At 57.3% G+C, this 25,694-nt stretch carries 20 protein-coding genes and 1 pseudogene; 12 read left to right on the top strand and 9 right to left on the bottom strand.

The annotated features are described in order from the left end of the window. Positions 1-310 precede the first annotated feature (310 nt). Positions 311-4,138, top strand: a complete 3,828-nt coding sequence (locus ACL2XG_RS10480; protein WP_413722209.1) for an NAD(P)-binding protein — start codon at positions 311-313, stop codon at positions 4,136-4,138. Positions 4,139-4,256: 118 nt separating this feature from the next. Further along, a complete protein-coding gene (locus ACL2XG_RS10475; protein WP_413722210.1) occupies positions 4,257-4,889 on the top strand; it encodes an aspartate/glutamate racemase family protein in 633 nt (210 codons plus the stop codon). A 71-nt stretch (positions 4,890-4,960) separates the two neighbouring features. On the opposite strand, the gene ACL2XG_RS10470 is transcribed toward ACL2XG_RS10475, so the two are convergent. From ACL2XG_RS10470 to ACL2XG_RS10450, 5 genes are all read right to left on the bottom strand, one after another. Beyond that, entirely contained in the window at positions 4,961-6,034 is a 1,074-nt protein-coding gene (locus tag ACL2XG_RS10470; RefSeq protein ID WP_413722211.1) for an ABC transporter permease, read from the bottom strand. Beyond that, a complete protein-coding gene (locus tag ACL2XG_RS10465) occupies positions 6,027-7,583 on the bottom strand; it encodes a sugar ABC transporter ATP-binding protein (RefSeq protein WP_413722212.1) in 1,557 nt (518 codons plus the stop codon). The genes ACL2XG_RS10470 and ACL2XG_RS10465 overlap by 8 nt, the downstream gene beginning before the upstream one ends. Positions 7,584-7,765: 182 nt before the next feature. Further along, positions 7,766-8,728, bottom strand: coding sequence for a sugar ABC transporter substrate-binding protein (locus tag ACL2XG_RS10460; RefSeq protein WP_413722213.1), 963 nt, complete (start codon positions 8,726-8,728; stop codon positions 7,766-7,768). 153 nt (positions 8,729-8,881) lie between these two features. Further along, on the bottom strand, positions 8,882-10,087 hold the full coding sequence (locus tag ACL2XG_RS10455; protein WP_413722214.1) for a PfkB family carbohydrate kinase: 1,206 nt from the start codon (positions 10,085-10,087) through the stop codon (positions 8,882-8,884). Between the two features lie 360 nt (positions 10,088-10,447). After that, positions 10,448-10,924, bottom strand: a complete 477-nt coding sequence (locus ACL2XG_RS10450; protein ID WP_410016263.1) for a carboxymuconolactone decarboxylase family protein — start codon at positions 10,922-10,924, stop codon at positions 10,448-10,450. A 134-nt stretch (positions 10,925-11,058) separates the two neighbouring features. On the opposite strand from ACL2XG_RS10450, the gene ACL2XG_RS10445 reads away from it, so the two are divergent. Next, positions 11,059-11,958 (top strand): LysR family transcriptional regulator, encoded by a 900-nt coding sequence (locus ACL2XG_RS10445; RefSeq protein WP_413722215.1) that lies wholly within the window; start codon positions 11,059-11,061, stop codon positions 11,956-11,958. A 42-nt stretch (positions 11,959-12,000) separates the two neighbouring features. Here ACL2XG_RS10445 and ACL2XG_RS10440 read toward each other — a convergent pair whose 3' ends face one another. Further along, the gene (locus ACL2XG_RS10440) at positions 12,001-12,489 is read right to left on the bottom strand and encodes an RrF2 family transcriptional regulator (RefSeq protein WP_413722216.1); all 489 of its coding nucleotides are present in this window, start codon (positions 12,487-12,489) and stop codon (positions 12,001-12,003) included. Between the two features lie 153 nt (positions 12,490-12,642). On the opposite strand from ACL2XG_RS10440, the gene ACL2XG_RS10435 reads away from it, so the two are divergent. Continuing rightward, positions 12,643-13,140, top strand: a complete 498-nt coding sequence (locus ACL2XG_RS10435; protein ID WP_410016260.1) for a cupin domain-containing protein — start codon at positions 12,643-12,645, stop codon at positions 13,138-13,140. A 129-nt stretch (positions 13,141-13,269) separates the two neighbouring features. On the opposite strand, the gene ACL2XG_RS10430 is transcribed toward ACL2XG_RS10435, so the two are convergent. Further along, positions 13,270-14,238 carry an alpha/beta hydrolase gene (locus ACL2XG_RS10430; RefSeq protein WP_413722217.1) on the bottom strand — a complete coding sequence of 323 codons (969 nt, stop codon included), beginning with the start codon at positions 14,236-14,238 and terminating at the stop codon, positions 13,270-13,272. A gap of 87 nt (positions 14,239-14,325) precedes the next feature. After that, positions 14,326-14,484 (bottom strand): annotated as a pseudogene (locus ACL2XG_RS10425) (GMC oxidoreductase); the annotation flags it as partial. Positions 14,485-14,836: 352 nt separating this feature from the next. Between ACL2XG_RS10425 and ACL2XG_RS10420 the strand changes: the two are divergent. The 8 genes from ACL2XG_RS10420 to ACL2XG_RS10385 all read left to right on the top strand — a co-directional run bounded on the left by ACL2XG_RS10420 (position 14,837) and on the right by ACL2XG_RS10385 (position 24,542). After that, entirely contained in the window at positions 14,837-15,970 is a 1,134-nt protein-coding gene (locus ACL2XG_RS10420) for a transporter substrate-binding protein (RefSeq protein WP_413722218.1), read from the top strand. Then, positions 15,967-16,560 carry an ANTAR domain-containing response regulator gene (locus ACL2XG_RS10415; protein WP_413722219.1) on the top strand — a complete coding sequence of 198 codons (594 nt, stop codon included), beginning with the start codon at positions 15,967-15,969 and terminating at the stop codon, positions 16,558-16,560. Before ACL2XG_RS10420 ends, ACL2XG_RS10415 begins: the two co-directional genes overlap by 4 nt. A gap of 2 nt (positions 16,561-16,562) precedes the next feature. Next, positions 16,563-17,405: an ABC transporter permease gene (locus tag ACL2XG_RS10410; RefSeq protein WP_413722220.1), complete on the top strand. Its 843-nt coding sequence runs from the start codon at positions 16,563-16,565 to the stop codon at positions 17,403-17,405. Then, a complete protein-coding gene (locus ACL2XG_RS10405; protein ID WP_413722221.1) occupies positions 17,405-18,340 on the top strand; it encodes an ABC transporter permease in 936 nt (311 codons plus the stop codon). Before ACL2XG_RS10410 ends, ACL2XG_RS10405 begins: the two co-directional genes overlap by 1 nt. Next, positions 18,337-19,944: an ABC transporter substrate-binding protein gene (locus ACL2XG_RS10400; RefSeq protein ID WP_413722222.1), complete on the top strand. Its 1,608-nt coding sequence runs from the start codon at positions 18,337-18,339 to the stop codon at positions 19,942-19,944. Before ACL2XG_RS10405 ends, ACL2XG_RS10400 begins: the two co-directional genes overlap by 4 nt. 53 nt (positions 19,945-19,997) lie before the next feature. Continuing rightward, positions 19,998-20,945 carry an acetamidase/formamidase family protein gene (locus ACL2XG_RS10395; protein WP_413722223.1) on the top strand — a complete coding sequence of 316 codons (948 nt, stop codon included), beginning with the start codon at positions 19,998-20,000 and terminating at the stop codon, positions 20,943-20,945. A 10-nt stretch (positions 20,946-20,955) separates the two neighbouring features. After that, positions 20,956-22,674, top strand: a complete 1,719-nt coding sequence (locus tag ACL2XG_RS10390) for an ABC transporter ATP-binding protein (RefSeq protein ID WP_413722224.1) — start codon at positions 20,956-20,958, stop codon at positions 22,672-22,674. 146 nt (positions 22,675-22,820) lie between these two features. Next, the gene (locus ACL2XG_RS10385) at positions 22,821-24,542 is read left to right on the top strand and encodes a lysophospholipid acyltransferase family protein (RefSeq protein WP_413722225.1); all 1,722 of its coding nucleotides are present in this window, start codon (positions 22,821-22,823) and stop codon (positions 24,540-24,542) included. Here ACL2XG_RS10385 and ACL2XG_RS10380 read toward each other — a convergent pair. Then, on the bottom strand, positions 24,539-25,621 hold the full coding sequence (locus tag ACL2XG_RS10380; protein ID WP_413722226.1) for an MBL fold metallo-hydrolase: 1,083 nt from the start codon (positions 25,619-25,621) through the stop codon (positions 24,539-24,541). The genes ACL2XG_RS10385 and ACL2XG_RS10380 overlap by 4 nt on opposite strands. Positions 25,622-25,694: the final 73 nt, after the last annotated feature.

Below are 25,694 nucleotides of genomic sequence, written 5' to 3'. Positions count from 1 at the left end.
GTAAAAAATAATACATGACGGGTTAGCGAAAATTTCGCCATGTTCTATAGTATGGTAAAAGAAAGGTAAGCTTTGTTTAAGTCTCTCCCGCCATTTTGCCGCGAGACGCGTTATTCATGGATATGCTTTGTTAGTGACAGGCATTCGGCGTCTGTATTTCTGTTTTAAATAAAAAATATCAATTATTTGAATTTTGTTATCCGGCAAGTCAGCGGGGTCTTCATGCCCCATGCCTGAATATTAGTTAGAACGCATAATTTCCACGGCCGATTAACAAAGAGATAAAGTTTTAAAATCTAGAGGCGGCGGCATGACTATTTTCAGCAGTTTTTGGCAGGCGGGATTTGAAGCTGCGGATCATCGTAACCGGCTGGGTGAAATACTTGCATTAAACGAGGCAACCGGGCATATAGAACGCGTTCTGCAGGATTATAACGCGTTAAAGGCATTTAATATCACCACGGTTCGAGAAAGTGTCGGCTGGCGCCTGGTTGAAAGTAAGGAGGGTTATGATTTTTCTTCCCTGGCGGTCCGGATGGCGGCGGCAAATAAATCAGGCATGCAACTATGCTGGACGATATGCCATTACGGTTGGCCGGAAGATATTGATGTGTTTTCGCCAGACTTTGTTTCCCGCTTCGCCCGTTTATGCGGCGCCGTGGCCGCGTTTCTACGGCCCTATTATTCCCATGCCCCCGTCTATTCGCCGATAAATGAAATCTCTTTTACCAGTTGGGGAATTTCGGTGGGGTTATTTTCATGTTCAGCGCCGCCCGGGGTGGAGATAGGAAAATCAAGTAAACGCCAATTGGTTCGGGCATGTCTTGCCGCATGTGATGCTATTTGGGCAGCGGATCCGCGGGCGCGGATTCTACATTGTGACCCGATTATTTTTACCGTGGCTTCGGATAGCCGGCCTGAGGGGATGCGGCAGGCCGCTGATTGGCAAGCCGCCCAGTTTGAATCCTGGGACATGCTGTCAGGCGTTAGCGCGCCTGAACTGGGCGGCGCGCCGCGCTATCTGGATATCATTGGAGCCAATTATTATCATGATAACCAATGGGAAAGCGAAAATAACCAACGGCTCTTCTGGCATTTGGGCGACCCGCGGCGCCGTCCCCTGCACGATATGTTACAAGAGCTCTACCATCGCTACAAACGACCCCTACTCCTGGCGGAAACCAGTCACGTGGGCAGCGGACGCGGAGCCTGGATAGGCCAGATTGCCGCCGATATCGCCCAGGCGCAAATAGCGGGAGTCGAGCTGCTGGGCATTTGTCTTTATCCCATTATCGACCGACCTGACTGGGAAAATAAAAACGTCTGGCACCATAGCGGATTATGGGACCTCGACCGTGAGGGGCCGGACCCGCTGGCTCGGATACTGGATGCTGTTTATGCCTCTGCTCTCCTGCGAGCCCAGCATATGCTGGCGCTTTTCCAAAGACAATTAGGCGTATTAGCAAGCGCCGGAGAAAATACTTATATTATGAAAAATATATACGTTTTTAGCCATCTGCGGTGGAATTTCGTTTTTCAGCGCCCTCAGCATCTCATGACGCGCCTGGCGCAACATTATCGAATCTTTTTTATAGAAGAACCTATTTTCTCTCTGCTGGAACCTGGCCTGAATATAACGACCCCGGCGCCGAATATCACTGTTGTCCAGCCGCATACGCCTATACAGGCCGCAGGTTTCCATGATAGCCAGATTCCCTATATTCAACAGCTTCTTGCTGAGTTAATGCCAGAAAACGAGATGCCCATCGTCTGGTTTTATACGCCTATGGCGTTGCCGTTACTGGCTGTCTTTACTCCTGCGCTGGTTATTTATGATTGCATGGATGAGCTGTCTGCATTTGAAAAAGCGCCCAGACAACTTATGCAACGCGAATCCGCCTTGCTGGCGCGTGCCGATATCGTTTTTACCGGCGGGCCCAGTTTATATGCCGCCAAGGCGGGGCGACACCCTAATGTGCACTGTTTTGCCAGCAGCGTGGATACCATTCATTTTGAACAAGCCCGGGACAGGACAAATCATCATCCGCTCCAGGATCACCTGCCCCATCCGCGGCTGGGGTATTTCGGCGTGATTGATGAACGCATGGATCTGGCTTTGCTTGCGGCCCTGGCGGACGCGCATCCGCAATGGCAGTTGATAATGGTTGGGCCGGTAGTCAAAATAGATCCTGCTTTCCTTCCCCAGCGGCCCAATATTCATTACTTTGGCATGCAGCCTTATCAGGCATTGCCCCAGTTTCTTGCCGGGTGGGATGTCTGCTTAATGCCTTTTGCCCTGAACGCATCAACGCGTTTTATCAGCCCGACCAAGGTGCTTGAATATATGGCGGCGTTATTGCCGGTGGTGAGCAGCGCCATTACCGATGTTGAGGAACCTTATGGTCATGTCGTCGCTATTGGACAGGATCACGCAGGCTTTATTCGCGCTTGTGAAGACGCGCTGGCGATACCGCCGGCATCCCGGGCAAGGCAACAGCAGCAAATGAAAGCCATTGTTGATGCGACCTCCTGGGACAAAACAGCGCAGGCGATGCATGAGTTAATAGAAAATGAGCTGACCGTTTCGCCATCTCGTCCTACAGCGGACACGCCTGTCGCGCAGGCGGAGCAAGGATCGCCTGTAAAGCCGGCTTTACGGCTGACGCCGCCCCACCCGGCAAGCGCATCGCCCGTCCGCTGTCTTATCCTCGGCGCGGGGCCGACGGGGCTGAGCGCTGCATATCATTATGGTTCGGGCGCACTGCTGCTTGAACGCAACAAGACGGTAGGCGGATGGTGCCGCTCCGTCGAAGATCGCGGCTTCACCTTTGATTATGCAGGACATATCATGTTTTCCAATGATCCCTATGTCCTCGCCATGTATGACATGCTGTTGGGCGATAATATCCATTGGCAAGAGCGTGAGGCATGGATTTACACCGACGGTATTTACACCCGTTATCCTTTTCAGGGCGCGTTGCATGGACTGCCGGCCGCTATCATAAAGGAATGTATCCTTGGGGCGATAGCGGCGCGTTATGAACCGCCCGGCGCCGCCGGCGCGCCGATGCTAACAGAACGCTGCGTTACCCATGGCGTGGAGGAGCATGGCACGCATACGGACTGCTGCGCCGATGGCGCGGTACCGGATTTTGTTCTTGGCCGCGCCACCGACCGGCATGGACGGAAAGAAGATTTTGAGCAGTTTATCTACCGGACCTGGGGTGCGGGCATCGCCAGGCATTTCGCCATTCCTTACAATAAGAAATTATGGACGGTTCCGCTCGCGGATATGGAAACCTCCTGGCTGGGCGGGCGTGTGCCGCTGCCTGACCTGGCGCAAATCATTGAAGGCGCCCTGGGGTGGACAGCCAAGCCCATGGGACCTAATGCCCGCTTCGGGTATCCGCTGCGTGGCGGCTTTCAGGCGTTGATGTCGGGTTTCCTGCCGCATATCGGCGGTACGGTTGAAACCGGCGCCGAGGTGAAGCAAATCCTGGCGCACCAGCATATCGCCGTCCTGGCCGACGGCAGGCAATACAGTTATGAGCAGTTGATCAGCACCATGCCGCTGCCGGAATTGATACGCATCATCGGAGACGAGGTTCCTGTAGACGTCAGGGCTGCGGCGGCCGGGTTACGCCATGTGTCGGTCCGCTGCGTTAACCTGGGTATCGGTCGCGCCAATTTGACCGATAAACATTGGATTTATTTTGCCGGCAATACCGTTTTTCATCGGATTTTCGTCCAGGGCAACGCCAGCCCCTTATGCAACCCTCCCGGCGGGTGCGGATTGACCTGCGAAATAAGCTATTCACCGCTTAAACCGCTCCCCGCAGAAGGAAAACAGCTTATCGACAGGTGCATCGCCGAGTGTATTGCCGTGGGGATGTTTAGCGCGGAGGATACTGTTATCACGGCTAACCAAATTGACATTCCTTATGCCTACGTGATTTACGATCATGCCCGTGAACAGAATATTGCCACGGTGCGTCAGTGGCTATTGCTTCACGATATCGTGCTGTCAGGGCGCTACAGTGAATGGGAGTATTATAATTCCGACCATGCTTTCATCGCCGGGAAAACAGCGGCTGAAAAAGTGAAAAGCCGTGCCTATCGGCAGGGAGCGGGATCCTAGGAACGGATGATGCTAAGGTTAAACAGATCACTGCCGGCCGGCGTTATCGTTTACGGGCGCTACCCTGTATGCTGACGTTCTGGCCGCGGGCTATTGTGATGTTTAACAGGAGTTTTTTATGCTGGGCATTATCAGAGTCTTAACCCATGACGATCGGGCCTTTGTGGAAGAGCATGGCCGTCTGATCCAACAGCAGTATGGGACGATCTCCCTGAGTCGTTGCATCCCCGACCAACGCCAAGGTATTTATGACGATGCCAGCCAGTCCCTGGCAATACCGAAAATTATCGCGCTGGGACAGGCGCTGCAGGCGGAAGGCTGTAATGCCTTATTCCTGAGCTGTGCGGCCGATCCGGGACTGGCGGAACTGCGCCGGGCGGTGACCATTCCCGTCATCGGCGCCGGCAGCGCGTCCGCAAGCGTGGCCGCCATGCTTAAACGTCCTGTGGCGGTGATGGGGATAGGGGCCGGCGCGCCGGCGCCGTTTAAACAACTGCTTGGCGAAGCGGTGGTTTATGCGCGGCCGGAAGGGGTTTTCAACACGACGGATCTTCTCAGCGCGCAGGGGCGGGAAAGCGCGCTGGCTTGCGCCGATACGCTTTATCGCCAGGGCGCGGAAGTCATTGCTTTTTCCTGTACGGGGTTTTCCACCATCGCCCTGGCCGACAGCATCCGCCGTCATTTAGGCAAGATAGCCATTGATGCGGTCAGCGCGGCGGGGTTGTTTATCAGCCAACTGACGCCGCGTTAAAATCACCTGTCGCCGGCTCCTGGCGCTAGGTTAAAGAGGGGGGGGGGCCGCTGTTTTCATCAGGGCATAGCTCAACAGAGCCGATGTCTATGCCCTCGGATGTGCCGTGCGCGGCACCGGGTCGGGGCGTTATTTTTTTTGCCGCTGGCTGCGGTAGGTGTCCAGCACCACGGCCACAATGATGACCGCGCCGGTAATGACCCGTTTCGCGGTTCGCTTGCGCCTATTTGCGCCAGTCCCGCCGCCAGCACTGAAATAATCAAAGCGCCCAGGAAGGTGCAAATGACGGAACCGCGTCCGCCCATCAGGCTGGTGCCGCCGATGACGACGGCGGCTATCACCTGCAGTTCCATACCCACGCCGCCGTTGGGGTCCGCCGCTTCGAGACGGGCGACCTGGAACAGCGACGCCAGGCCGGATAATCCCCCCATCAGGGCAAATACCGCGATTTTATAGGGACCGGGATTGATTCCCGCCAGGCGTACGGCTTCCTCATTGGTGCCGATGCCAATAAGATGGCGGCCGAAAATGGTACGGGTTAATGCCAGGTGCCCTAATAAAATCACCAGGGCGGCGATCACAAACGATGGCGAGATCCCAAGGACAATCGGATCGGCCAGATAATCAAAAATTGAACCGATATAGGCCGTCCGGGAATCGGTTAATTGATAGGCCGCTCCCCGCGCCATTTCCAGCATGCCCAACGACACGATAAACGAAGGGATACGCCAGAAGACCGTGATAAATCCGGTAAGCGAGCCCACGAGCGTCGCCAGCGCCACGCCCGACAGCGCGGCAAGCCAGGGATTCCAGTGCAGATTGAGGTAGGTGACGCTGACAACGGCGGCGGCTAATGCCAGCAGCGAGCCCACGGAAAGATCGATGCCCGCGATGATCAACACAAAGGTCATCCCTACCGACATCACCATTAAATCCGGGATCTGATTGGCAATGGTGCTGAAGGTATTCATGCTTAAAAAATGATCGCTGAGAAAGGAAAACAGCACGATCATCGCCAGCAGCGCGCCGATCAGTCCCAGATAACTGCTCAGGCCCCGCCAGGTAGAGGGCGATAACCTTTTTTCCGCCTGTAGTGATTCCCTATTCAGCGGCCCGGTGTGATGAGATAATGGTGTTTTACGCATCGAGTGGTTTCCCTGGGCCGGCCTGGGTGGCGGCAACCTTTTCTGTTTGTTGATAGCCGGAAAATGCCGCGGCCAGAATACCGTCCTGCGTCCAGGCGCCGCGTGTAAACAGGCCTGCTAATTTCCCGGCGGAAAGGACGGCGATACGGTCGCAAATCAGCATTAATTCGCGCAGGTCGCTGGACACGACGATCAGGCCTTTGCCGTCCTGGGTTAGCTCATTCATGAGTAAATAGATATCCCGTTTGGCCCCCACGTCTATCCCGCGCGTTGGTTCGTCAAATAAAATGACGTCGCAGTTGCGCTCCAGCCAGCGGCTGATCAGCACCTTCTGCTGGTTGCCTCCGGACAAGCTTTCGACCGGCTGGCCGCTGCCCGTGGCGCGAATGCCCAGGTTGTCGATGTGTTTTTGCGCCAAACGCTGTTCATGGCGCGCGTTGACCACGGAGAAGCGGCTTATTTTATCGCGGTTTCCCAGGGAGATATTGGCGGCGATAGACTGCGGCAATAGCAACCCCTCGCCTTTGCGATCTTCGGTAACCAGCGCAATCCGGTGGCGGATCGCGTCGGCGGGGGAGCGAAGGGTGACCGGCAGCAGCGGATCGCCCACGGATAATTGCCCGTGCTCCACCGGGTCCGCACCAAATATGGCGCGCAATAATTCGGTCCGTCCCGCGCCAACCAATCCACCGATCCCCAGGACTTCGCCACGATGCAGGGTCAATGAAACGTCCTGGATAATATGACCCCGCCTGAAGTGCTCTACTTTTAAAATGGGCGCGCCCTGCCGGCGCGCGCTGATATCCAGGGTACTTTCCAGATCGCGACCCACCATTAACGACACCAGTTGGTCGCTGCTGTAGCGTCTGATATCGTCTGTGCACACGACATGGCCATCCCGTAAGACGGTAACATCGTCGGCAATCATCGCCAGTTCATCCAGACGATGGGAAATATAGATAAGCGAGACGCCGCGCTGCTTAAAGCGCTTAATTTGGCTGAACAATAATTCGACTTCGCGACTGGTCAGCATCGCTGTCGGTTCGTCTAAAATAAGGATGCGGCTTTCACCGATTAAGTTACGGGCAATCTCAATCATTTGCTGATGGCCCAGGCCAAGTTCACCGACCAGCGTATCCGGGTCAATCATTTGCAGGCCCACCAGCGCCATTACCGGCCGGGCCATGTCGCGCAGGCGTTTGCGATTGATCCAGCCCGCGCGGTGAGGTAATTGATCGATAAATAAGTTTTCCGCCACCGAAAGGGTTGGCAGCAGGTTGAGCTCTTGCATCACCATGCGGATACCTCTTTTTTCCGCGTCTTTTCTGCTCGCCGGCGTATAAGGCTGGCCCTGGTACAGCATAGTGCCCGTGGTGGGTATGACCAGGCCGCCGATTATTTTGGATAACGTGCTTTTACCCGCGCCGTTTTCACCCGTCAGCGCCAGGACTTTTCCCGGGTATAATTTCAGGTTCACATCCGTCAGCACCGGCTCGCTATAGGTTTTGCCGATACCCTTTATTGCTAGAATTTCATGCCGGTCTGTCATATTCAGGGTTATCCGGTGATGGCAGCATAACTGCGTTAACGGGCGGGTCAAAATACCGGGAACAGGTGCGCTTTGTTTGGCGCTAACCCTTGGCGTTTAACGCTGCCGCGGCGTGAGCGGCAACGTTAAACCACAGGGATATTCCGGTCCCAGGCATCAGCACCGCTCAGCGGCCCGGGTGTTTATTGCTTGACGATCAGTTTGACCGGCGTTTCTACGCTGCTGGCCAGTTCGCTTTGCTTTTTCCCGTTTTCCAGGGCGGTTAACGCGGCATTGATACCAAAAACCGCCTGCTGAGAGGCAAACTGATCGGCGGTCGCCAATACCCGCCCATCGGCCAGCATCGGTTTGATCGCCGCGATATTGTCATAGCCCACCACCTGGACCTGGCCCTTTTTCCCGGCTGCGCGAACCGCGGAAACCGCGCCCAGCGCCATATTATCGTTATCCGCCAATAACGCCTTGATATTGGGGTATTCGCTTAACATCGCCGCGGCAATGGCATTGGCATTATTAATCTCCCACTGTCCGGACTGTACCGACACGACTTTTATGCCTGCCTGCGCCATGGCATCCTGGTAGCCCTGCGTGCGCTGCTGGGAATTGGTCGAGGTAGGGATGCCTTCAATAATGCCCACCTGATCGCCGGCCTTAAGATGTTTTGCTAAATAATCCCCGATGCTTTTAGCGCCTTTACGGTTATCCGGGCCGACAAAGGGCACATTTAAGCCTTTGTCCTTCAGAACGGCGGCATCAAACTGATTATCGATATTGATAACAATAATGCCGGCATCAATCGCTTTTTTAACCACGGGTACCAGGGCTTTGGAGTCCGACGGGGCAATAATAATGGCGTCCGCCTTTGACACAATCATCTGTTCCACAATTTGAATCTGATTAGCTGTGTCGGTTTCATTTTTAATGCCGTTGGAAATAAGATCGAATTTATCGGCATGTTGTTTCTGGTAATCTTTCGCACCCGTTTCCATCGTCAGGAAAAATTCATTTGCCAGTGATTTCATGACCAGCGCGATCTTGGGTTTGTGATGCTGCGTGTCAGCGGCGGAAACCGGCAACGCAGCGGCGGCGGAAAACACCAGTACCGCAACGGCACCTATAACTTTAAGAAATGGTACATTTTTCATGAAATTATCCTTTCTAGAGAGACACTATAAAGACAACAGCGTTGCGGTTGCCACAGCCCTGTTGTGCGTATACCCCGTTCCGCCGGCAACGGTACGCAAAACGTGGGTATAAATGAAAAGACCTCCTTTATCGGTGAAACAGCCAATAAGAATCTATTGTTGCATTCGATGATAAACCAGCGAGCTGTTCGGCATATTTGATGCCCCTTTACGCTCGACTTTCAGGGAGGCGAACGCGCAGGCATATCGCACGGCATCGGTTAATTTTTTACCATTGGCTATGCATCCGGCCAATGCGCCGGTAAAAGCATCTCCCGCGCCGCTGGTATCCATTACCGCTGATTTATAGGCGGGAACATAGGTAAAAATATCGCCGTCAAATAATAAACAACCCCGCTCGCCGAGCGTGATGATGACACATTTAGCCCCTTGGTTATGGATGCTTTTCGCCGCGGTTTTTGCTGAATGAATATCGGTGATTGCGATGCCGGACAGCGCTTCCGCCTCGATTTTATTCGGCGTGATAATATCAATTAAATGCAATATTTCCTTCACTTCCGAGACGTAGGGCGCAGGATTCACTACTATTACGCACTGAAATGATTTAGCTTGCATAATGGCAAAGCGGGTAATGGGAAAATTATTCTCCAGCTGGGTTAAAAATACTTTACAGCTCTGGATGATATTTAAATCGAATAAAATATCTTCTTGTGTAAAGGTTTCGTTGGCGCCAAGGTCGATGCTGATCATGTTATCGCCAGTGGTATTGGAAACCCAGACAATGGCGATCCCCGTGGCAGCTATTTCATTTTCAAAAATAGTGAACGAGGAAATTTCAGTATTGGTAATGTATTTTCTCGCTTTCTCTGAAAATTCATCCATTCCCAATTTTATTGCCAGATGAACGTTATTATTTATTTTCGCTGCCGCCACCGCCTGATTGGTTCCTTTGCCGCCGGCATAAAAATGAGTGGACGATGACCGGATGGTTTGACCTATTTGCGGCAACATCATTGTTTCCGATACTATATCGACATTGAACGAGCCGAGAATATAGATGCCGTCGTCGAGAAGCTTTTCTTGTTGATCGGATTCCGTATAAGAATCCATGCTGCTGTCACCCAGGCCTTTGAGAATGGTATTGATGACGGATTTCTCAAAGAGTGATTCATCAGCGACCTCAGCTAACTTAGCGCCGCCGTGAAATAGCATGCAGTTGGCATGTGAACTCAATTCTTTCAGATCATTGCGAATGGTGCGCGTAGTGACGCTTAACTCTTTCGCCAGCTCTGCGACATAGACATTTTTATCCCTCACCAGCTTAACTCGAATCGCTTTTTGTCTTTCGCTTTTGTTCATCAAGTCTTACCCCGGAACCCATAATATGAAATGAGGAACGGTGTTTATCACGCAAAGCTCATAAAAAAGCCTAAAAAAGGGAAAATTTTTTTCCGATTACCGTTTAAACGGCAAGATCAGGAGATGCGTCACATAATAGCATTGGCGCAAGGAGCGACTGGGTTTGGAATAACCCGGGCGCAATACTGGCGTGTCATTGGGACGAGGGCAAACCGTTTTTATTGTGCCCGGGAAAGGGTGACGCAGGGAGCGCCGATCTGGCCGGTACCGCCATTGATAACGATTTTCATCATTGCCTACCTCGCGCCCCGGCCACGGGGCGCTTTGTCGTGATATGACGAAAGCCGCGAATCGGCCGCCTTAACGCAAACCCGCCTTGTCGAGACCGAATACCTTGTCGGCCGAACCCGGTACGGCCCGGAAAGCCACGCCGGCGCGATTCCAGGCGTTAATCGCCATGACGGCGAAAGTCAGATCGGAAATTTCCTTTTCGGAAAATTGGCCGCGCACGTGTTCATAGAGCTCATCCGGCACATCGCCCGACAGTTTGGTGAGGGATTCGGCCCACGCCAACGCCGCGCGCTCGCGCGGTTGGAATAGGGGGGATTCGCGCCAGATTGCCACGTGATGCAGGCGCAGCGCGGACTCTCCGCGGATGGTCGCCTGTTTGATATGCATATCGAGGCAGAAGCCGCAGCCGTTAAGCTGGGAGGCGCGCACCTCGATCAAATCGATAATTCCCTCCTCGATAACGCCGTTTCGCACGGCGGCCGAGAACGCGATCAGTTGCTGATACTGCTCGGGGGACAACTGGGCATAATTGAGGCGTTGGGTCATTTGTCATTTCTCCGGGTGATTAAGGATATTTGTTATCCTTATGGATATATAATATCCTTAATTAAGCGCCTGTAAAGCTGCGCCGCAGCGAGACGGCGGCATAGGGGCTATAACCAAAAGTATGGAGCGACCTTATGGACATTGTATCCGCCTTGCGCAGCTTTCTGCGCGTCGCCGAAACCGGCTCGTTTTCCGCCGCCGCCGCCGATCTGGGTGTCACCCAGCCAGCCGTTTCCCGGCAGGTTTCGGCGCTTGAAAGCCATTTAACGATCCGGCTGCTGCACCGGACCACCAGCGGTCTGGCGCTGACGGCCGAGGGGGAACGGGCTATTCCTTTTGCGCTAAGGGTACTGGCGGCCGTCGACGAACTGGGCGACGCGGCCGGCCTGGGCTGCGCCGCCGCCTCGGGCAAGGTGCGCCTGAGCGTGCCGGGGCCGCTGGGGATGTATCTGGGCGGGCTGCTGGCGCCGTTTCTGGCGGCCTATCCCGGTTTGTCCGTTGAACTGGTGCTGCGGGAAAACCCGTCTGACCTGCTGGAAGAGGGGATTGATCTCGAAGTCCGGCTGGGGCCGGTGTTGGCGAATGGACTGATCTGCCGGCATATCGGGTGGACAACGGCGTTTCTTGTGGCGGCGCCATCCTATCTGTCCAGGCGCGCGGCGCCAAGCGCGCCGGCGGAGTTACAACACCATGAGTGTCTTTACTACAATCGCGGCGGGGAGGGCATGACCTGGTCATTCTCCGACGGTTCGGCGGAGACGGCCGTGCGGGTGGCGCCAAGGCTGATTTCCAATAATGCGCTGGCGGTGTATCGCGCGGCGCTCTCGGGTGCGGGGCTGGCGATCCTGTCCCATCTCGTTGCCGGCCCCGATATCGCGACGGGCCGGCTTATCGCCGTGATGCCAGGCTTTCCGCCGTCCCGGTTGCCCATGCATGTGGTCTATCTCTCGCGCCGCAATATTCCGCTGCGCGTCAAGGCGGTGCTGGATTTCCTGATGACGGCGGTAGGGGCCGATCCGGCGATGTCCCGGTAGCATGGTGAAAGAACAACGGCGCGGGATAGGGCGCACGCGGTGTCAGCCGGAGCGTTCCAGCAGCCAGTCCATGGTGCGTTTGAGCAGGTCGTCCGGGACATCCTCGGCCAGGGTCAACGCGAGGGAAGCCAGGCTTACGCCCGCGAGGGAATGGCGCCAGGCCGCATCGGCATCCCACATGATGCGCGCTATCGGACAGGGTTTGCTGTCGCAGGTTCCCTTTGCCCGGCAGGGGTTGTTGCCCCGTATTTCATTGCAAATAAACGTCTGGCGTTTACCCTCGACGGCTTCGACGATATCCAGGAAGGTGATCTCAGCCGGCGCCCTGGCCAGCCGGTAGCCGCCGCCCGGGCCGAGCGTGGTCGCGACCAGGCCGGCTTGGGAGAGACTTTGCAGCGCTTTCGACAGATATTCCTTCGGCAGGCCGTGAAATTCCGCCAGGGTTTTCGTGGACAGATAGCGTTCCGCCGGCATACCGGCGAGCAGGGCGCAGCAATGGAGGGCCCACTCGACCTGACTCTTGAGGATCATGATTTTATCCGTTACAACACAACGACGGTTACGGATATATAATATCCGTAACTGAGACGTTTTGTAAATATGCCGCCCAAGTAAACCTATTCTGAGCTATTTTTTTGAATAATGGCTTCTAACGATACAATCAGCGTAAGGGAGGATCACAATATGCGTCCGGAATTTATCAGGCATTGGCGTGAGCTGGAGGGTGACGACGTGGCGGCCTATGAAGATAGCGGCGAGCGCATGTCGATTGGCGCGCCGTTGGGCCGAATGCTTGGCCTTAGCCGGATTGGTATTCATCATGAACGGCTGCCGCCGGGGCGCCGGACCACCTATCCCCATGCTGAAAGCGCGGAGGAGGAGTTTATCTATGTGCTGGAAGGGCATCCGCATGTCTGGATAAACGGCGTTATGCATCAGCTCTCGCCGGGTGAAGCGGTGGGATTCCCAGCCGGCACAGGCATCTGCCATACCTTTATCAATAACAGCGAACGAGAAGTCCGGCTATTGGTGGTCGGCGAGGCGTCCAAACCCGATAACAGGATCCATTACCCAAAAAACCAGCAATATGAATTGACGCGCAAAGACCGCTGGGTGTCACCGCCAGAGCAGGAATTTGGCGCACATGAGGGCATGCCGGACCGGCCGGAGGGCCAGTCGTAATCAAGATACGATTTGAGTCAGCCGGGGGCCGGATTCAGATAAGCGATGCCGGGCCATTCCCTCTGGTCAAAAAAGGGGCTCCAGGGCAAGAGCGGTCGCATGGGCATGCGTTTGGGATTGCCTGTATCATTAGGCCCCCGGTTGTGCCGGGTTAAAGCGGCTTAAAGAAAGCTGCCGGTCTTTGCGGGCGCGGCGGGCGATATCCGCGTTGGGATCGCCGTTAAAACCATGGAACCCGCCGGGGTAAACGTTCAACGCTACCGGCACGCCCGCGCGGATTAACCTGCGGGCATACTCCAGATTTTCGTCGAGAAACAAATCCAGCGTGCCCACCCCAATCCAGGCTGGCGGCAAACCGCCCAGGTCATTCGCTCTCGCCGCCGCCGCATACATGCAAATATCCTCGCCGCCCGGCTCGGCGCCCAAATACGACTGCCAGCCGAAACGGTTGCTTTCCCGCGTCCAGATAAATTCGCCGGTTACCGGATTAGGATCGGTCTCCACCACCGTGCGGTCATCAAGCATCGGGTACATCAGGTTCTGAAAAGCCAGCGCCGGTGCGCCACGGTCCCTGGCGAGCAGCGCCAGCCCGGCGGCCAGTCCCGCGCCGGCGCTGTCGCCCATCACGCCGATGTGCCGGGGATCGACGCCCAGTTCACCCGCGTATTGCGCCATCCAGGCCAGCGCGGTAAAACAATCTTCCAGCGGACCGGGGAAGCGCGTCTCGGGCGACAGCCGGTAATCAACCGAGACAACGACGCAATCCTGCCGGCTTGCGGTGAGGCGGGTAAGCGGCAGCGATTGTTCCGGGCTACCCATCAGAAATCCGCCGCCGTGGATATGGAGGATGCCCATCCGGCCTTTTTTCACCGCGAGCGGAGCGATAACCATCACCCGCACCGGCGGCGCGCCGTCCTGCCCGGGGATTAAATGTTCGGTCATGGACAGCGCCAGCCCATCGTCGCGCGCGGCGTTGTCCAGCGCGGCCGCCTGCCGTTGGGCGCGCATCGCCGGCAGGACCTGGGCATCAAGCGTGGGATGTTCCAGTTGTGATAATAATGGCTGCAGTTCGGGATCGACTAAATGGTAAGTACTCATCCGTGAAGGTCCTTCGGGCGGGTTTACGCTAAAAAATAACACCGCGGCTCGCCGGGAAGCAAGCCGCGGCAGAATTTAACGCTTAACTTATACCTTTACCACCTTCAGCAGATGATCCGCCAAACGCAGGCTTAATGCCGCGCCGGTAAGCGTGGGGTTCATGCAGGAGGTGGAGGGCATCACGCTGGTGCCGGCAATAAACAGATTAGGGTGATCGTGAGAGTGGCAATGACTGTTTACGACGGAGTGATTGATTATGTTCACGCTGGAAAAAGACAGCTTCGGGCAAACGCCCAAACCTAAGGCCTTCGGTATCCGATAACCCTGGCGATAAGAGGGGGTATTGCGCCTCACGCGGCCGGCGCTGAATGTTCTATTATGGTGTATCACTGCCCCGTTATGGGGCATCGTCCGCCGGTACATTTGATTAACGCCTTGTTATTGCTATTTATTGCAAATTGGCACGTTTCTTTCATATTCCTTCGTGTCAAGCCGGGGCACGGTCCCATAAGTCTTGTGAAAATTTAACCTTTACAGGTAATGAAGCCTGATCCCCTTTGCGGGTGGTCAGGCTTTTTTTTTGCGAGGAAGGCAGCAGATGCGCGCAGTGATTGAGGTCGGTATCTTACTTTCCACCGAAGGCACCTACCGCCATATGGCGGAAAGCGCGCTGGCCGGGATGCGTCACGCATTGGCGGAAACCAATGCCGATCCCTGTTTTCCGTATATCCTGAACGCCACCCATATCAACCCGGCGGGTAATCTTAGCGCCTATAGCGCGGGGGTCGAACGGCTGATAAGCGCCGGCGCGCGGCATATCTTCGGCACTATCACGTCCGCCAGCCGTAAAGAAATCATTCCCGATCTGGAGCAACATAATGCCCTGCTGTGGTACGGCTGTCCGTATGAAGGATATGAGAGCAGCGAGCAGGTTATCTATCTGGGCGGCTGTCCCAACCAGACATTATTGCCGCTATTGCGCCTGGCGCTGGGGGAATTCGGCAAACGCGCCTGGCTGACGGGATCAAACTATGTCTGGGGCTGGGAAAGCAACCGCATCGCCCGGGAAGCGATCGAGATTGCCGGCGGCGAGGTGCTGGCGGAGAAATACCTGCATCTCGGTCATACCGCGGTGGAGGAACTGGCGGAGCAGACCCTGCGGGCCGCGCCGGATTTTGTACTCAATAACCTGGTTGGCGAGTCTTCTTATGCCTTTTTACGCCGGCTGGATCGGCTCTGCGCCCAGGCCGGCCGGATGTTGCCGGTATTAAGCTGCAACCTGACCGAAGCGGAAACCAGCCAGTTGGGGGAAATACGCGCGCTGCGGCTGCTCTCCTGCGGTCCGTTTTTTGCCGCCACCAATACCGCCTTCTGTCATCGGCAACAATTGCTGCATGGCTGGACCCGTTTTTCCCACTATTACACCGGGGCCTGGCTGGCGGTAAAACTGTTCGCCAACGCCCTGCAACAGTCCATGGACAGCGATCCGGACGCCATCCGCCGGGCGCTGTATCTTAACGGGCAACAAACTGCCCTCGGCGCCCTGTCTGTCTCGTCACGCAATAACCACACGTTTTTGCCCTGCCATATCGCGGAACTGCGCCACGGCGCGTTTCACCTGTTGTACAGCGAGTCGCACCCGGTCGCGCCCGACCCGTATTTAACGGCGACGGATCTCCAGGCTGCTTTTGCCCCGGCATCGACGCGGCCCGTATTGAGGATCGTAAAATGAAGACACTCTCCCCTCCGGATTTTGACACGCGGCCGCTGTTATTAGTGGATTGCGACCCCCGCACGCTGGCGACGTTGGAAAAATGCCTGCCGCGCATGGGCGGGCGCTGGGTTACGCTTTGCGCCGACGGCCCGCTGCCGCCTGGCCCGGTTTGCGCCGCGCTGGTGGAGCTGGAATATTTCGCCAGTCCCAGGACCCTGGAGATGCTGCGACAACGCGCGGTGCCCATCGTGGTGCTGACGTCCCATGAAGCTTTATCGCAAATCCAACGGGCGCTGTTGCTCGGCGCGACCGCGCTACTGCCGAAACCGATTAATCAACGCGCCATCTATACCACCCTGATGATGGCTATCGGCCTGCGCCACCAGCTTACGACGCAGGAGGAACAACTGATGCAGCTACGCCTGCGCGTCAGCGCCATGCCCGTGGTGAGCCGGGCCGTCGCGGCGCTGATGGTGGACGGTAACTGCGATGAACAGCAGGCATGGGCCGGGCTGCGCGGCGAAGCCATGCGCCACAACCTGCGTATGGAAGAGGCGGCGGAAAAATACCTCGCTTTCCGGCAACAACAACGGTTGGGAGAAGGTTAACCATGTTATTGCGTTTATACCGCCGTCCGATGCTGTTGCTGTCCGTGCTGTTTATTGTGCTGGTGATACTGGCGGCGCTGTTCGCCCCCTGGCTGGCCCCGTTCGACCCGGATGAGCAGTTTGTCGAGGGCCTGAGCCTGGACGGCGCGCCGCTGCCGCCGGATCGCGGCTTCTGGCTCGGTACTGATTTGCTGGGCCGAGATCTGCTCTCAAGGCTTATCTGGGGGGCGCGCACCTCCCTGCTGGTGGGCGTGGTCGCCAATGGCATGGCGGTGCTGATTGGCGTGGTGGTCGGTCTATGCGCCGGCTATATCCAGGGGCGCATCGGCAATCTGCTGATGCGTATCACCGATTTGATGATGGCATTTCCGGCGCTGCTGCTGGCTATCGCCCTCGCCGCGATTTTCCAGCCCAGCGTGTGGATCGTCGCGTTGGTCATCGCCATGGTGAACTGGGTCCAGATTGCGCGGGTGATCTATGCCGAAACCGTCGCACTCAGCGCGCGTGATTTTGTCGCCGTGGAGCGCACCATAGGCGCCGGACCGTGGCGAATCCTCATCGTGCATCTGATTCCCCACCTGGTGCCCACCATTCTGGTCTGGGCCACCCTCGGCATCTCCACCACCGTATTGCTGGAAGCCACGCTCTCCTTCCTGGGGGTCGGGGTACAACCGCCGATGGCGAGCTGGGGCAATATCATTTTTGAAAGCCAGACCTATTTTACGTCGGCGCCCTGGCTGGTATTCCTGCCTGGCGCGGCAATCGTATTGCTGTCGCTGGCGTTTAATATCGTCGGCGACGCCCTGCGCGATGCGCTGGATCCCACCCTGAAACGAGGTCTGTGATGCCGTTTATAAGCCGTCGTTTGCTGCACGCCGCCCTGATTTTATTAGGTGTGACCTTTATCAGCTATATGCTGCTGTTTTTACTGCCCGCGGACCCGGTGCGCCAGATTGCCGGGCGCAGCGCCACCCCGGAAGTGATCGCCAGCATCCGCCATCAACTGGAGCTGGACCTGCCGTTCTGGCAGCAATATACCCACTATCTGCTGCGGTTGCTGCATGGCGATCTCGGCCGTTCATTTATCCAGCGCAGCGAGGTTAGCGCGCTGATTTCTGCGCGCATCGGCCCGTCCCTGGAACTGATGGCGGCGGGGATCCTGTGCGAACTTTTACTTGGCATTACCCTCGGCACCCTGGCGGCGGTCAAACGCAATACCGTGCTCGACAAACTGCTGATGGCCTTCTCGTTTATTGGCGTTTCCGCACCGCAATTTATCGCCGCGATGCTGTTTCTGTATCTGTTTTCGGCGGTGCTTGACTGGTTTCCGATGGGTGGCTACGGCGGTTTTAGTCACCTGGCGCTACCGGCGCTGACGCTTGGCGTGCTGGGCAGCGGCTGGTATTCGCGCATGCTGCGCTCAATGATGATTGACGTCCTCCATGAGGATTTTGTCCGTACCGCCCGGGCCAAAGGATTAAGCCGGGCGCGGGTGCTGTTCCGTCATGTGCTGCCCAACGCCGTATTGCCGCTGATCCCGATGATTGGCATTGATATCGGCATCTTCCTGGGCGGGCTGGTGGTGGTGGAGTCGGTGTTTGGCTGGCCGGGGATCGGGCAATTGGCCTGGCAGGCGATCCAGCAGGTCGATATTCCGGTAATTGTCGGCGTTACCACGGTATCTGCGGTGGCGATTGTCGGCGGCAACCTTATTGCGGATCTGCTGCTGCCATGGGTGGATCCGCGCATTGATATCAAGAACTCGAGGGGAAGACCATGAAAAAGCGCTTAGTGATGATGGCGGTGGCGGCGGCATGTTTCGCCGGGGCGGCCCATGCGGAGGAGGCGAGGCAGGGCGGCAATGCGGTGGTCACGTATCAGAATGACGTGGCGACGCTTGATCCGGCGATTGGTTATGACTGGCAGAACTGGTCGATGATCAAAAGCCTGTTTGACGGCCTGATGGATTATAAACCGGGCACCACCGACCTGGTCAACGACCTGGCGGAAAATTACACCGTCTCTGATGACGGGCTGGTCTATACGTTTACGCTGCGCAAAGGCGTGAAGTTCCATAACGGCCGCGAGATGAAGGCTGCCGACGTGAAATACTCGCTGGAGCGCACCGTTAATCCGAAAACCCAAAGCCCGGGGGCCGGGTTCTTCAGCTCCATTGCCGGCTACGATGATATGGCGTCCGGTAAAGCGGAACACCTTGCCGGTATTGAAACGCCGGACGATTATACCGTCAAGATCACCCTCAAGGCGCCGAATGCCACCTTCCTGCATGTGATGGCGCTGAATTTCGCTTCTGTCGTTCCCCATGAAGCGGTGGAACAATGGGGCGCGGATTTCGGCAAACATCCGGTTGGCACCGGGGCTTTTGAGTTGAGCACATGGAAGCTTGGCCAGGAATTGGTGTTCAAGAAGAATCCCAACTACTTCCGCAGTGGTCTGCCGCACCTTGATACCATCACCTTTGAAGTGGGGCAGGATCCCTCGGTGGCCCTGCTGCGCCTTGAGCGCGGGGAAGTGGATATCGCCGGTGACGGCGTGCCGCCGGCCCGGTTCCTGCAATTTAAGCAAGACCCCAAATATAAGGGGCTGCTGGTGACCGGCGATCAGCTCCAGACCGGTTACCTGACCATGAAAACCACCCTAAAGCCGTTCGATAACCTGAAGGTGCGTCAGGCGGTCAATATGGCCATCAACAAAGATCGTATCGTGCGCATTATCAACGGCCGCGCCGTTGCGGCCAACCAGCCGCTACCCCCGGCGATGCCCGGCTATGACACCGCCTATAAAGGGCTGGGTTATGACGTGGCGAAGGCCAAACAGCTGCTTGGCGAGGCAGGGTTTGCCAATGGTTTCAGCACCGAACTGTATGTGATGAATACCGATCCGCAGCCGCGCATCGCCCAGTCTATCCAGCAGGATCTGGCCAAGGTGGGTATTCGCGCCAGCATTAAATCTCTGGCCCAGGCCAACGTCATTGCCGCAGGCGGTTCAGCCGATCAGGCGCCGATGGTCTGGTCCGGCGGCATGGCGTGGATTGCCGACTTCCCGGATCCATCCAACTTCTGGGGACCGATCCTCGGCTGCGGCGGCGCGGTGGATGGCGGCTGGAACTGGGCGCGCTACTGTAATAAAACCCTGGACGCCGAAGCCGAAAAAGCCGACAGCATGGCCAAACCCGATCAGCAGGACGCGCGTATCGCCGCCTGGCGCAAAATTTTCATCAGCGCCATGGATGATGCGCCCTGGGTGCCCATTTTTAACGAAAAACGTTTCACGGTACGTTCCGCCAATATGGGCGGGGAGGACGCGCTGTACGTCGACCCGGTGCATGTTCCGGTCAACTATGACTATATCTGGAAAAAATAATCCGCCTGGCGGGCCGGCCGGCACCGGTTCGCCGCTATTGAAGGAGAGATGGCATGTGTCAAAACTGCCTGGTTAAAACCATTCATCACGCGCAGCACCATTTCGGCTGGGATAACAGCCTTGTCCCCGAGGCCCGCGTCGCGTCCGGCACCACGCTTGAGTTTCACTGTCTTGACTCGTCCAACGGTTTTTTCACGCCGCAATCCACCGCCGCCGATGTCGGCGCCATGCCGTTTGACAAAATCAATCCGGTTAACGGTCCTGTATACGTGGAAGGCGCCGCGCCGGGTGATGTGCTGAAAGTGACTATCGACGCCTTCCGCCCCTCCGGTTTCGGCTGGACGGCCAATATCCCCGGCTTCGGGCTGCTGGCGGATCAGTTCACCACGCCGGCGCTGGCCTTATGGCATTACGATAAAACCACGCTGGCGCCCTGCGCGTTTGGCCGCCATGGACGGGTGCCGCTGAAGCCTTTTGCCGGCACCATCGGCGTGGCGCCGGCCGAGGCGGGCCTGCATTCCGTCGTGCCGCCCAGGCGGGTGGGCGGCAACCTGGATATTCGCGATCTCAACGCGGGTTGTACCCTTTACCTGCCGGTGGAAGTGGAGGGCGCGCTGTTTTCGATCGGCGATACCCATGCCGCGCAGGGCGACGGCGAGGTGTGCGGCACGGCGATTGAAAGCGCCATGGACGCGGTGGTGAAACTGGAGGTGGTAAAAAACATGCCGTTGGCCACGCCGCGTTTTTCCACCCCAGGGCCGGTGACCGATCATCTCGACAAGGCGGGATACGAGGTATTTACCGGCGTAGGTCCGGATCTGATGACCGCCGCCCGTGACGCGCTGCGCTACTGTATCGACGCCCTGTGCCGGGAGCAGCATATGAGCCCGGAGGATGCCTATATGCTGTGCTCGGTCTGCGGCGATCTCCGCATCAGTGAAATTGTCGACATGCCGAACTGGGTGGTGTCGTTCTACTTTCCGAAACTGGTTTTACAGTGAGGTACTTGCGATGCAGCCAGCCCTGATTTCAGTGGAGCGTCTGTCAATTGAATTCGGCTCCCGCCGGGTGGTGGATGATGTCAGCTTTGCATTATTGCCGGGCAAAACGTTGTGCATCGCCGGGGAATCGGGCAGCGGCAAATCCCTGGCGTCCCTGGCCATTATGGGGCTGCTGCCCAATGAGGCGAGCGTGCCCGGCGGGGCCATTGTATTTGACGGCCGCGATCTGCTGAGCCTGTCGGATCCTGAGATGCAGCCGCTGCGCGGCAAGCAGATCGGCATGATTTTCCAGGAGCCGATGACCTCCCTTAACCCGCTGATGACCGTCGGGCAACAACTGGAGGAAACGCTGCAACGCCATGAACCCTTCGATCGCCGTGCCCGGCGTATGCGGGTCGTGGAGATGCTGGACGCGGTAAAATTCACCCAGGTGGAAAAGCGTCTTAAACAGTACCCGCACGAACTGTCCGGCGGGATGCGCCAGCGGGTGATGATTGCCATGGCGATGCTGTGCAAACCTCGTGTACTGATTGCCGATGAGCCGACCACCGCGCTGGATGTCACCATCCAGGCGCAAATCCTGCAGTTAATGCGCGAGCTGCAGCGGGAGTTCAATACCAGCGTATTGCTGATCACCCATGATATGGGGGTGGTGGCGGAAATGGCGGATGACGTGGTGGTCATGAACCAGGGACGCATCGAGGAGCGCGCCCCGGCGGCGCAGCTGTTCCACGCGCCGCGGGCAGCCTATACCCGCAAGCTGCTGGCGGCGGTGCCGGTGCTGGGCAGCGCGCCGCCGATTGCCCCGGTGGAGCATGCCGAGCCGCTGCTGTCGGTAAACCGCCTGACGGTACGTTTCCCGGTGCGCCGGGAGGGCTTTAGCCCGCGCCGCCAGGTCTTTGCGGTGGATAACGTCACGTTTGATCTCTGGCCGGGAGAGACCTTAGGCATTGTGGGCGAAAGCGGTTGCGGTAAGTCCAGCCTCGGCAAGGCGCTGATGAATATGGTGCCGTTCGAGGGCAGCGCGCGGCTGGCCGGGCAGGAACTTAACGGCCTGCGAGGGGACGCGCTCAACGCTGTGCGCCAGGAGATCCAGATGGTGTTCCAGGACCCGTACGCCGCGCTTAATCCACGCCAATCGGTTTTTGAACTGGTGGGGGAGCCGATGCTTATCCATCAGCGCATGCGCGGGGAGGAAAGACGCGCGCGCGTGGGCCAGCTGCTGGAACAGGTCGGGTTGCCGGCCGGTGTCATGGATCGCTATCCGCACCAGTTCTCCGGCGGCCAGCGGCAGCGTATTTGCATTGCCCGGGCGCTGGCGCTGAACCCCCGGCTTATCATCGCCGATGAATCGGTATCGGCGCTGGACGTGTCGGTGCAGGCGCAGGTGCTGGCGTTGCTGGAGGCGTTGCGCGGGGAGTACCGGCTCAGCTATGTCTTTATTTCCCATGACATGGCGGTGGTTGAGCGCATTTGCCATCGGGTCGCGGTCCTGTTCGCCGGCCGGATTGTCGAGATTGGCCCACGGGATCAGGTATTGCATCATCCGCGTCATCCCTACACCCGCCGGCTGCTGAGCGCGGTGCCCATGCCGGACGTCAGCCAAAAACGGGATTTCCACAGTCTGCTGACCGATATGGCCCGCCCGGACCCCATCAAGCCGCTTGGCTGGCAAAGTCCGCCGCAGCAGTTTACCGACTACGGCAACGGACACCTGGCTGCCTGTTAAGCATGACATGGCCGCGAGCGGCTGTGTCGTTCGCGAAGCAGCGGTCCTGAGCCGCAGATGAGGGATTACCCAATCTGTCATCTGCCCGCCATGTCGTTGTCATCGATGCTGTTTATGGTCGGAGGAACGCATTTGGAGGTGTTCCTATGTTTAGCATGGAAACGGTGCTTCAGGATCTGAACCCACGGCATAAAACCGCGCCCTGGCAGCTCAGGCTGCTGAAATGGCTATTTCGAGAAAAAGAGTTTCATCAGTTAGCCGATAATTACCGGCATCTGAAGGGACTGGACATGGTGGAGCAGATCCTTGAATTTTTAAATATCCAGTGCGAACTGACCGAGCGCGATCTTGAGCAAATCCCCAGCTACGGTCCGGTCGTGGTGGTGGCCAACCATCCGATCGGCACCATCGACGGGCTGGTGTTGCTGCGCGCGGTCGCGTCGGTGCGCAGCGATGTCAAGGTGGTGGCGAACCGGCTGCTGTCGCGCGTGGAATCGTTAAGCAGCCTGATGATCCCGGTGGATAATATGGGCAACCGCACGCGCCGTACGCAGGTGGCGCTGATGCAGGAACACCTCGATAACCAGGGCGTGCTGATCGTGTTCCCGGCGGGAGAAGTCTCGCGTCTTGGCAGCAAAGGCGTACGTGACGGCTGCTGGCGCACCGGTTTTATCCGTCTGGCCGCCAAAAGCCGTGCGCCCGTCGTGCCGGTGCATATCGGCGGCGGCAACAGCGCGTGGTTTTATCTGTGTTCGCTGCTTTACCGCCCGCTGTCCTCGCTGTTATTGGTGCGGGAGATGTTCCGCCAGCGCGGCAACCGCCTTAAATTACATATCGGCGCGCGCATACCCTACGCCAACTGGCATGATGGCCATACCGACGTCAATGTCCTGGCCGGACGCTTTCGCCGTCATGTTTACCGCATCGGGCTGGGTAAAGACGGTTTGTTCGCCACCGAGTCGGCCATTGCCCGCGCCGAAGATCGCGCCGTCCTGAAGCGCGCGCTGTCCGCCAGCGAAACGCTGGGCCGGACGCCTGATGGCAAAATCATCTATTTATACCGGCGCGCCGGCGAAGAGTACGTGCCGATATTGCGCGAATTGGGCCGTCTGCGGGAAATCGCCTTTCGCGCCGTCGGGGAAGGCAGCGGCCGCCGCCGCGATCTCGATAGCTATGACGACGATTATTATCACCTGGTGCTCTGGGATCCGCAGGAGCTGGAGATCATCGGCGCCTACCGCTTTATTCCCACCGCCGGGCACATTAAGCAAAAAGGCATTGCGGGTCTCTACAGCCAGAGCCTGTTCCATTATGGCCATGAAATGGATCCCATTCTCGATCAGGGTATCGAGCTGGGGCGGAGTTTTATCCAGCCCCGGTATTGGGGCAAGCGCGGCCTGGATTACCTGTGGCTGGGGATTGGCGCGTATCTGGCTACCTATCCGCAATACCGCTATCTGTTCGGCCCGGTGTCGATTTCCGGCGGCCTGCCGCTGGCGGCGCGGGATATACTGGTCGCGTTTTACCGACTCTATTTTGCCCCGGCGCTGCCGCTGGCGACATCGCGGCGGCCCTATCCGGCGTCGCTGCCCGAGGTGCTGGCGCAATTTACCGGGGATGATTATCAGGCGGATTTGCAAAAGCTGAAGCAGTTGTTAAGTCATTTTGGCTGCAGTATCCCGCCGCTGTACAAGCAGTATTCTGAACTGTGCGCCACCGGCGGCGTGCAATTTATCGACTTCGGCAGCGACCCCGCGTTCAACAACTGTATAGACGGACTGGTGCTGGTTGACCTGACCCAACTCAAACCCGCGCGTTATGCCCGCTATATTGGCTTCCATAACGCCGCGCTTAAGCAGCCCGCTTAACCGTCAGTCTTTTCCCACCACCGGGTGAATGCCTGCCCCGGGCGGTCCAGCAACACGGCTTCGCCAATCGCCGGCGTCAAGAGTCTGTAGGTTTTATCCCGGCTGGCGGCGGACAGGCGGATGTACGGATCGTCCCAGGCATGGTTGGACATGCAAAACCGCCCGGAGTGGCCGGCCAACAGCGCGCCGGCGCGCACGTCCGTCGCCGCCAGGGCAACTTGCTCAGGCATCATATGAATGTACTTCCAGCTCTTGTCGTATTGCCCATTCTCCATAATGGCCAGGTCGACCGCGCCAAAGCGGTCGCCTATAGCGGCAAAATGCGGCCCGTAGCCGCTGTCGCCGCTGTAAAAAACCTTGCGGGCCGGTGTTTCCAGCATAAAGCTGGCCCACAACGTTTTGTTGCGGGCCAGGCCACGGCCGGAAAAATGACGGGCCGGCAGGACATGGACGGTAAAATCGGCGGCAAAAACCCATTCCTGGTCCCAATCCGATTCATGGATAATCTCCGGTGAGAATCCCCAATATTCCAAATGCGCGCCGACGCCCAGCGGGCAAAGGATGGTTTTTATTTTTGTCCTCAGGGCGGTCAGGGTGGGATAATCCAGATGATCCCAATGATCGTGGGAAATAATCAGGTAATCGATCTCGGGCATATCCGCGGCGGAATACGGATAGTCGCCCTTAAAAGCCCGGTTAAAAACAGAAAAGGGCGCGGCGTAGGCGCTGAATACCGGGTCTATCAGGATCCTGTGGCCGCCAAGCTGCATAAAATAAGACGAATGCCCCAGCCATAGCACTGTATCCTGGCCGGCATCAAGCGCTTTCAGGTCTGTTTTCACCATCGGCAGGGCACCCGCGGGTTTCACCCGTTGACGGCTACCGAAAATAAATTCCCATAACAGCGCCACATATCCGGCGCCTTCTGTCAGCTGGGGCGTGGGCAGTGGGTTACGAAACTCGCCGTCGGTGAAGTTAACGGAGGCGCTGATACGCTCAAAACGCTTTCCCGCAGGCAATTTACCGAATGCCGGCAGAGAAAAAAAAGAGGAAAAACCGCTGGATCTGTCTGATAACATGGTGATCACGACCGTTGGGCTAACGTTCTATTGGCGGAGTATGCCTTGGCGCTACGGGCGGGCATGGTAAAAT

This window comes from Sodalis sp. RH24 (genome assembly GCF_047324145.1).
GTDB lineage: Bacteria > Pseudomonadota > Gammaproteobacteria > Enterobacterales > Enterobacteriaceae > Acerihabitans.
The sequence above is the reverse complement of the archived record's forward strand: the minus strand, read 5'-3'. Positions and strand labels throughout refer to the sequence as shown.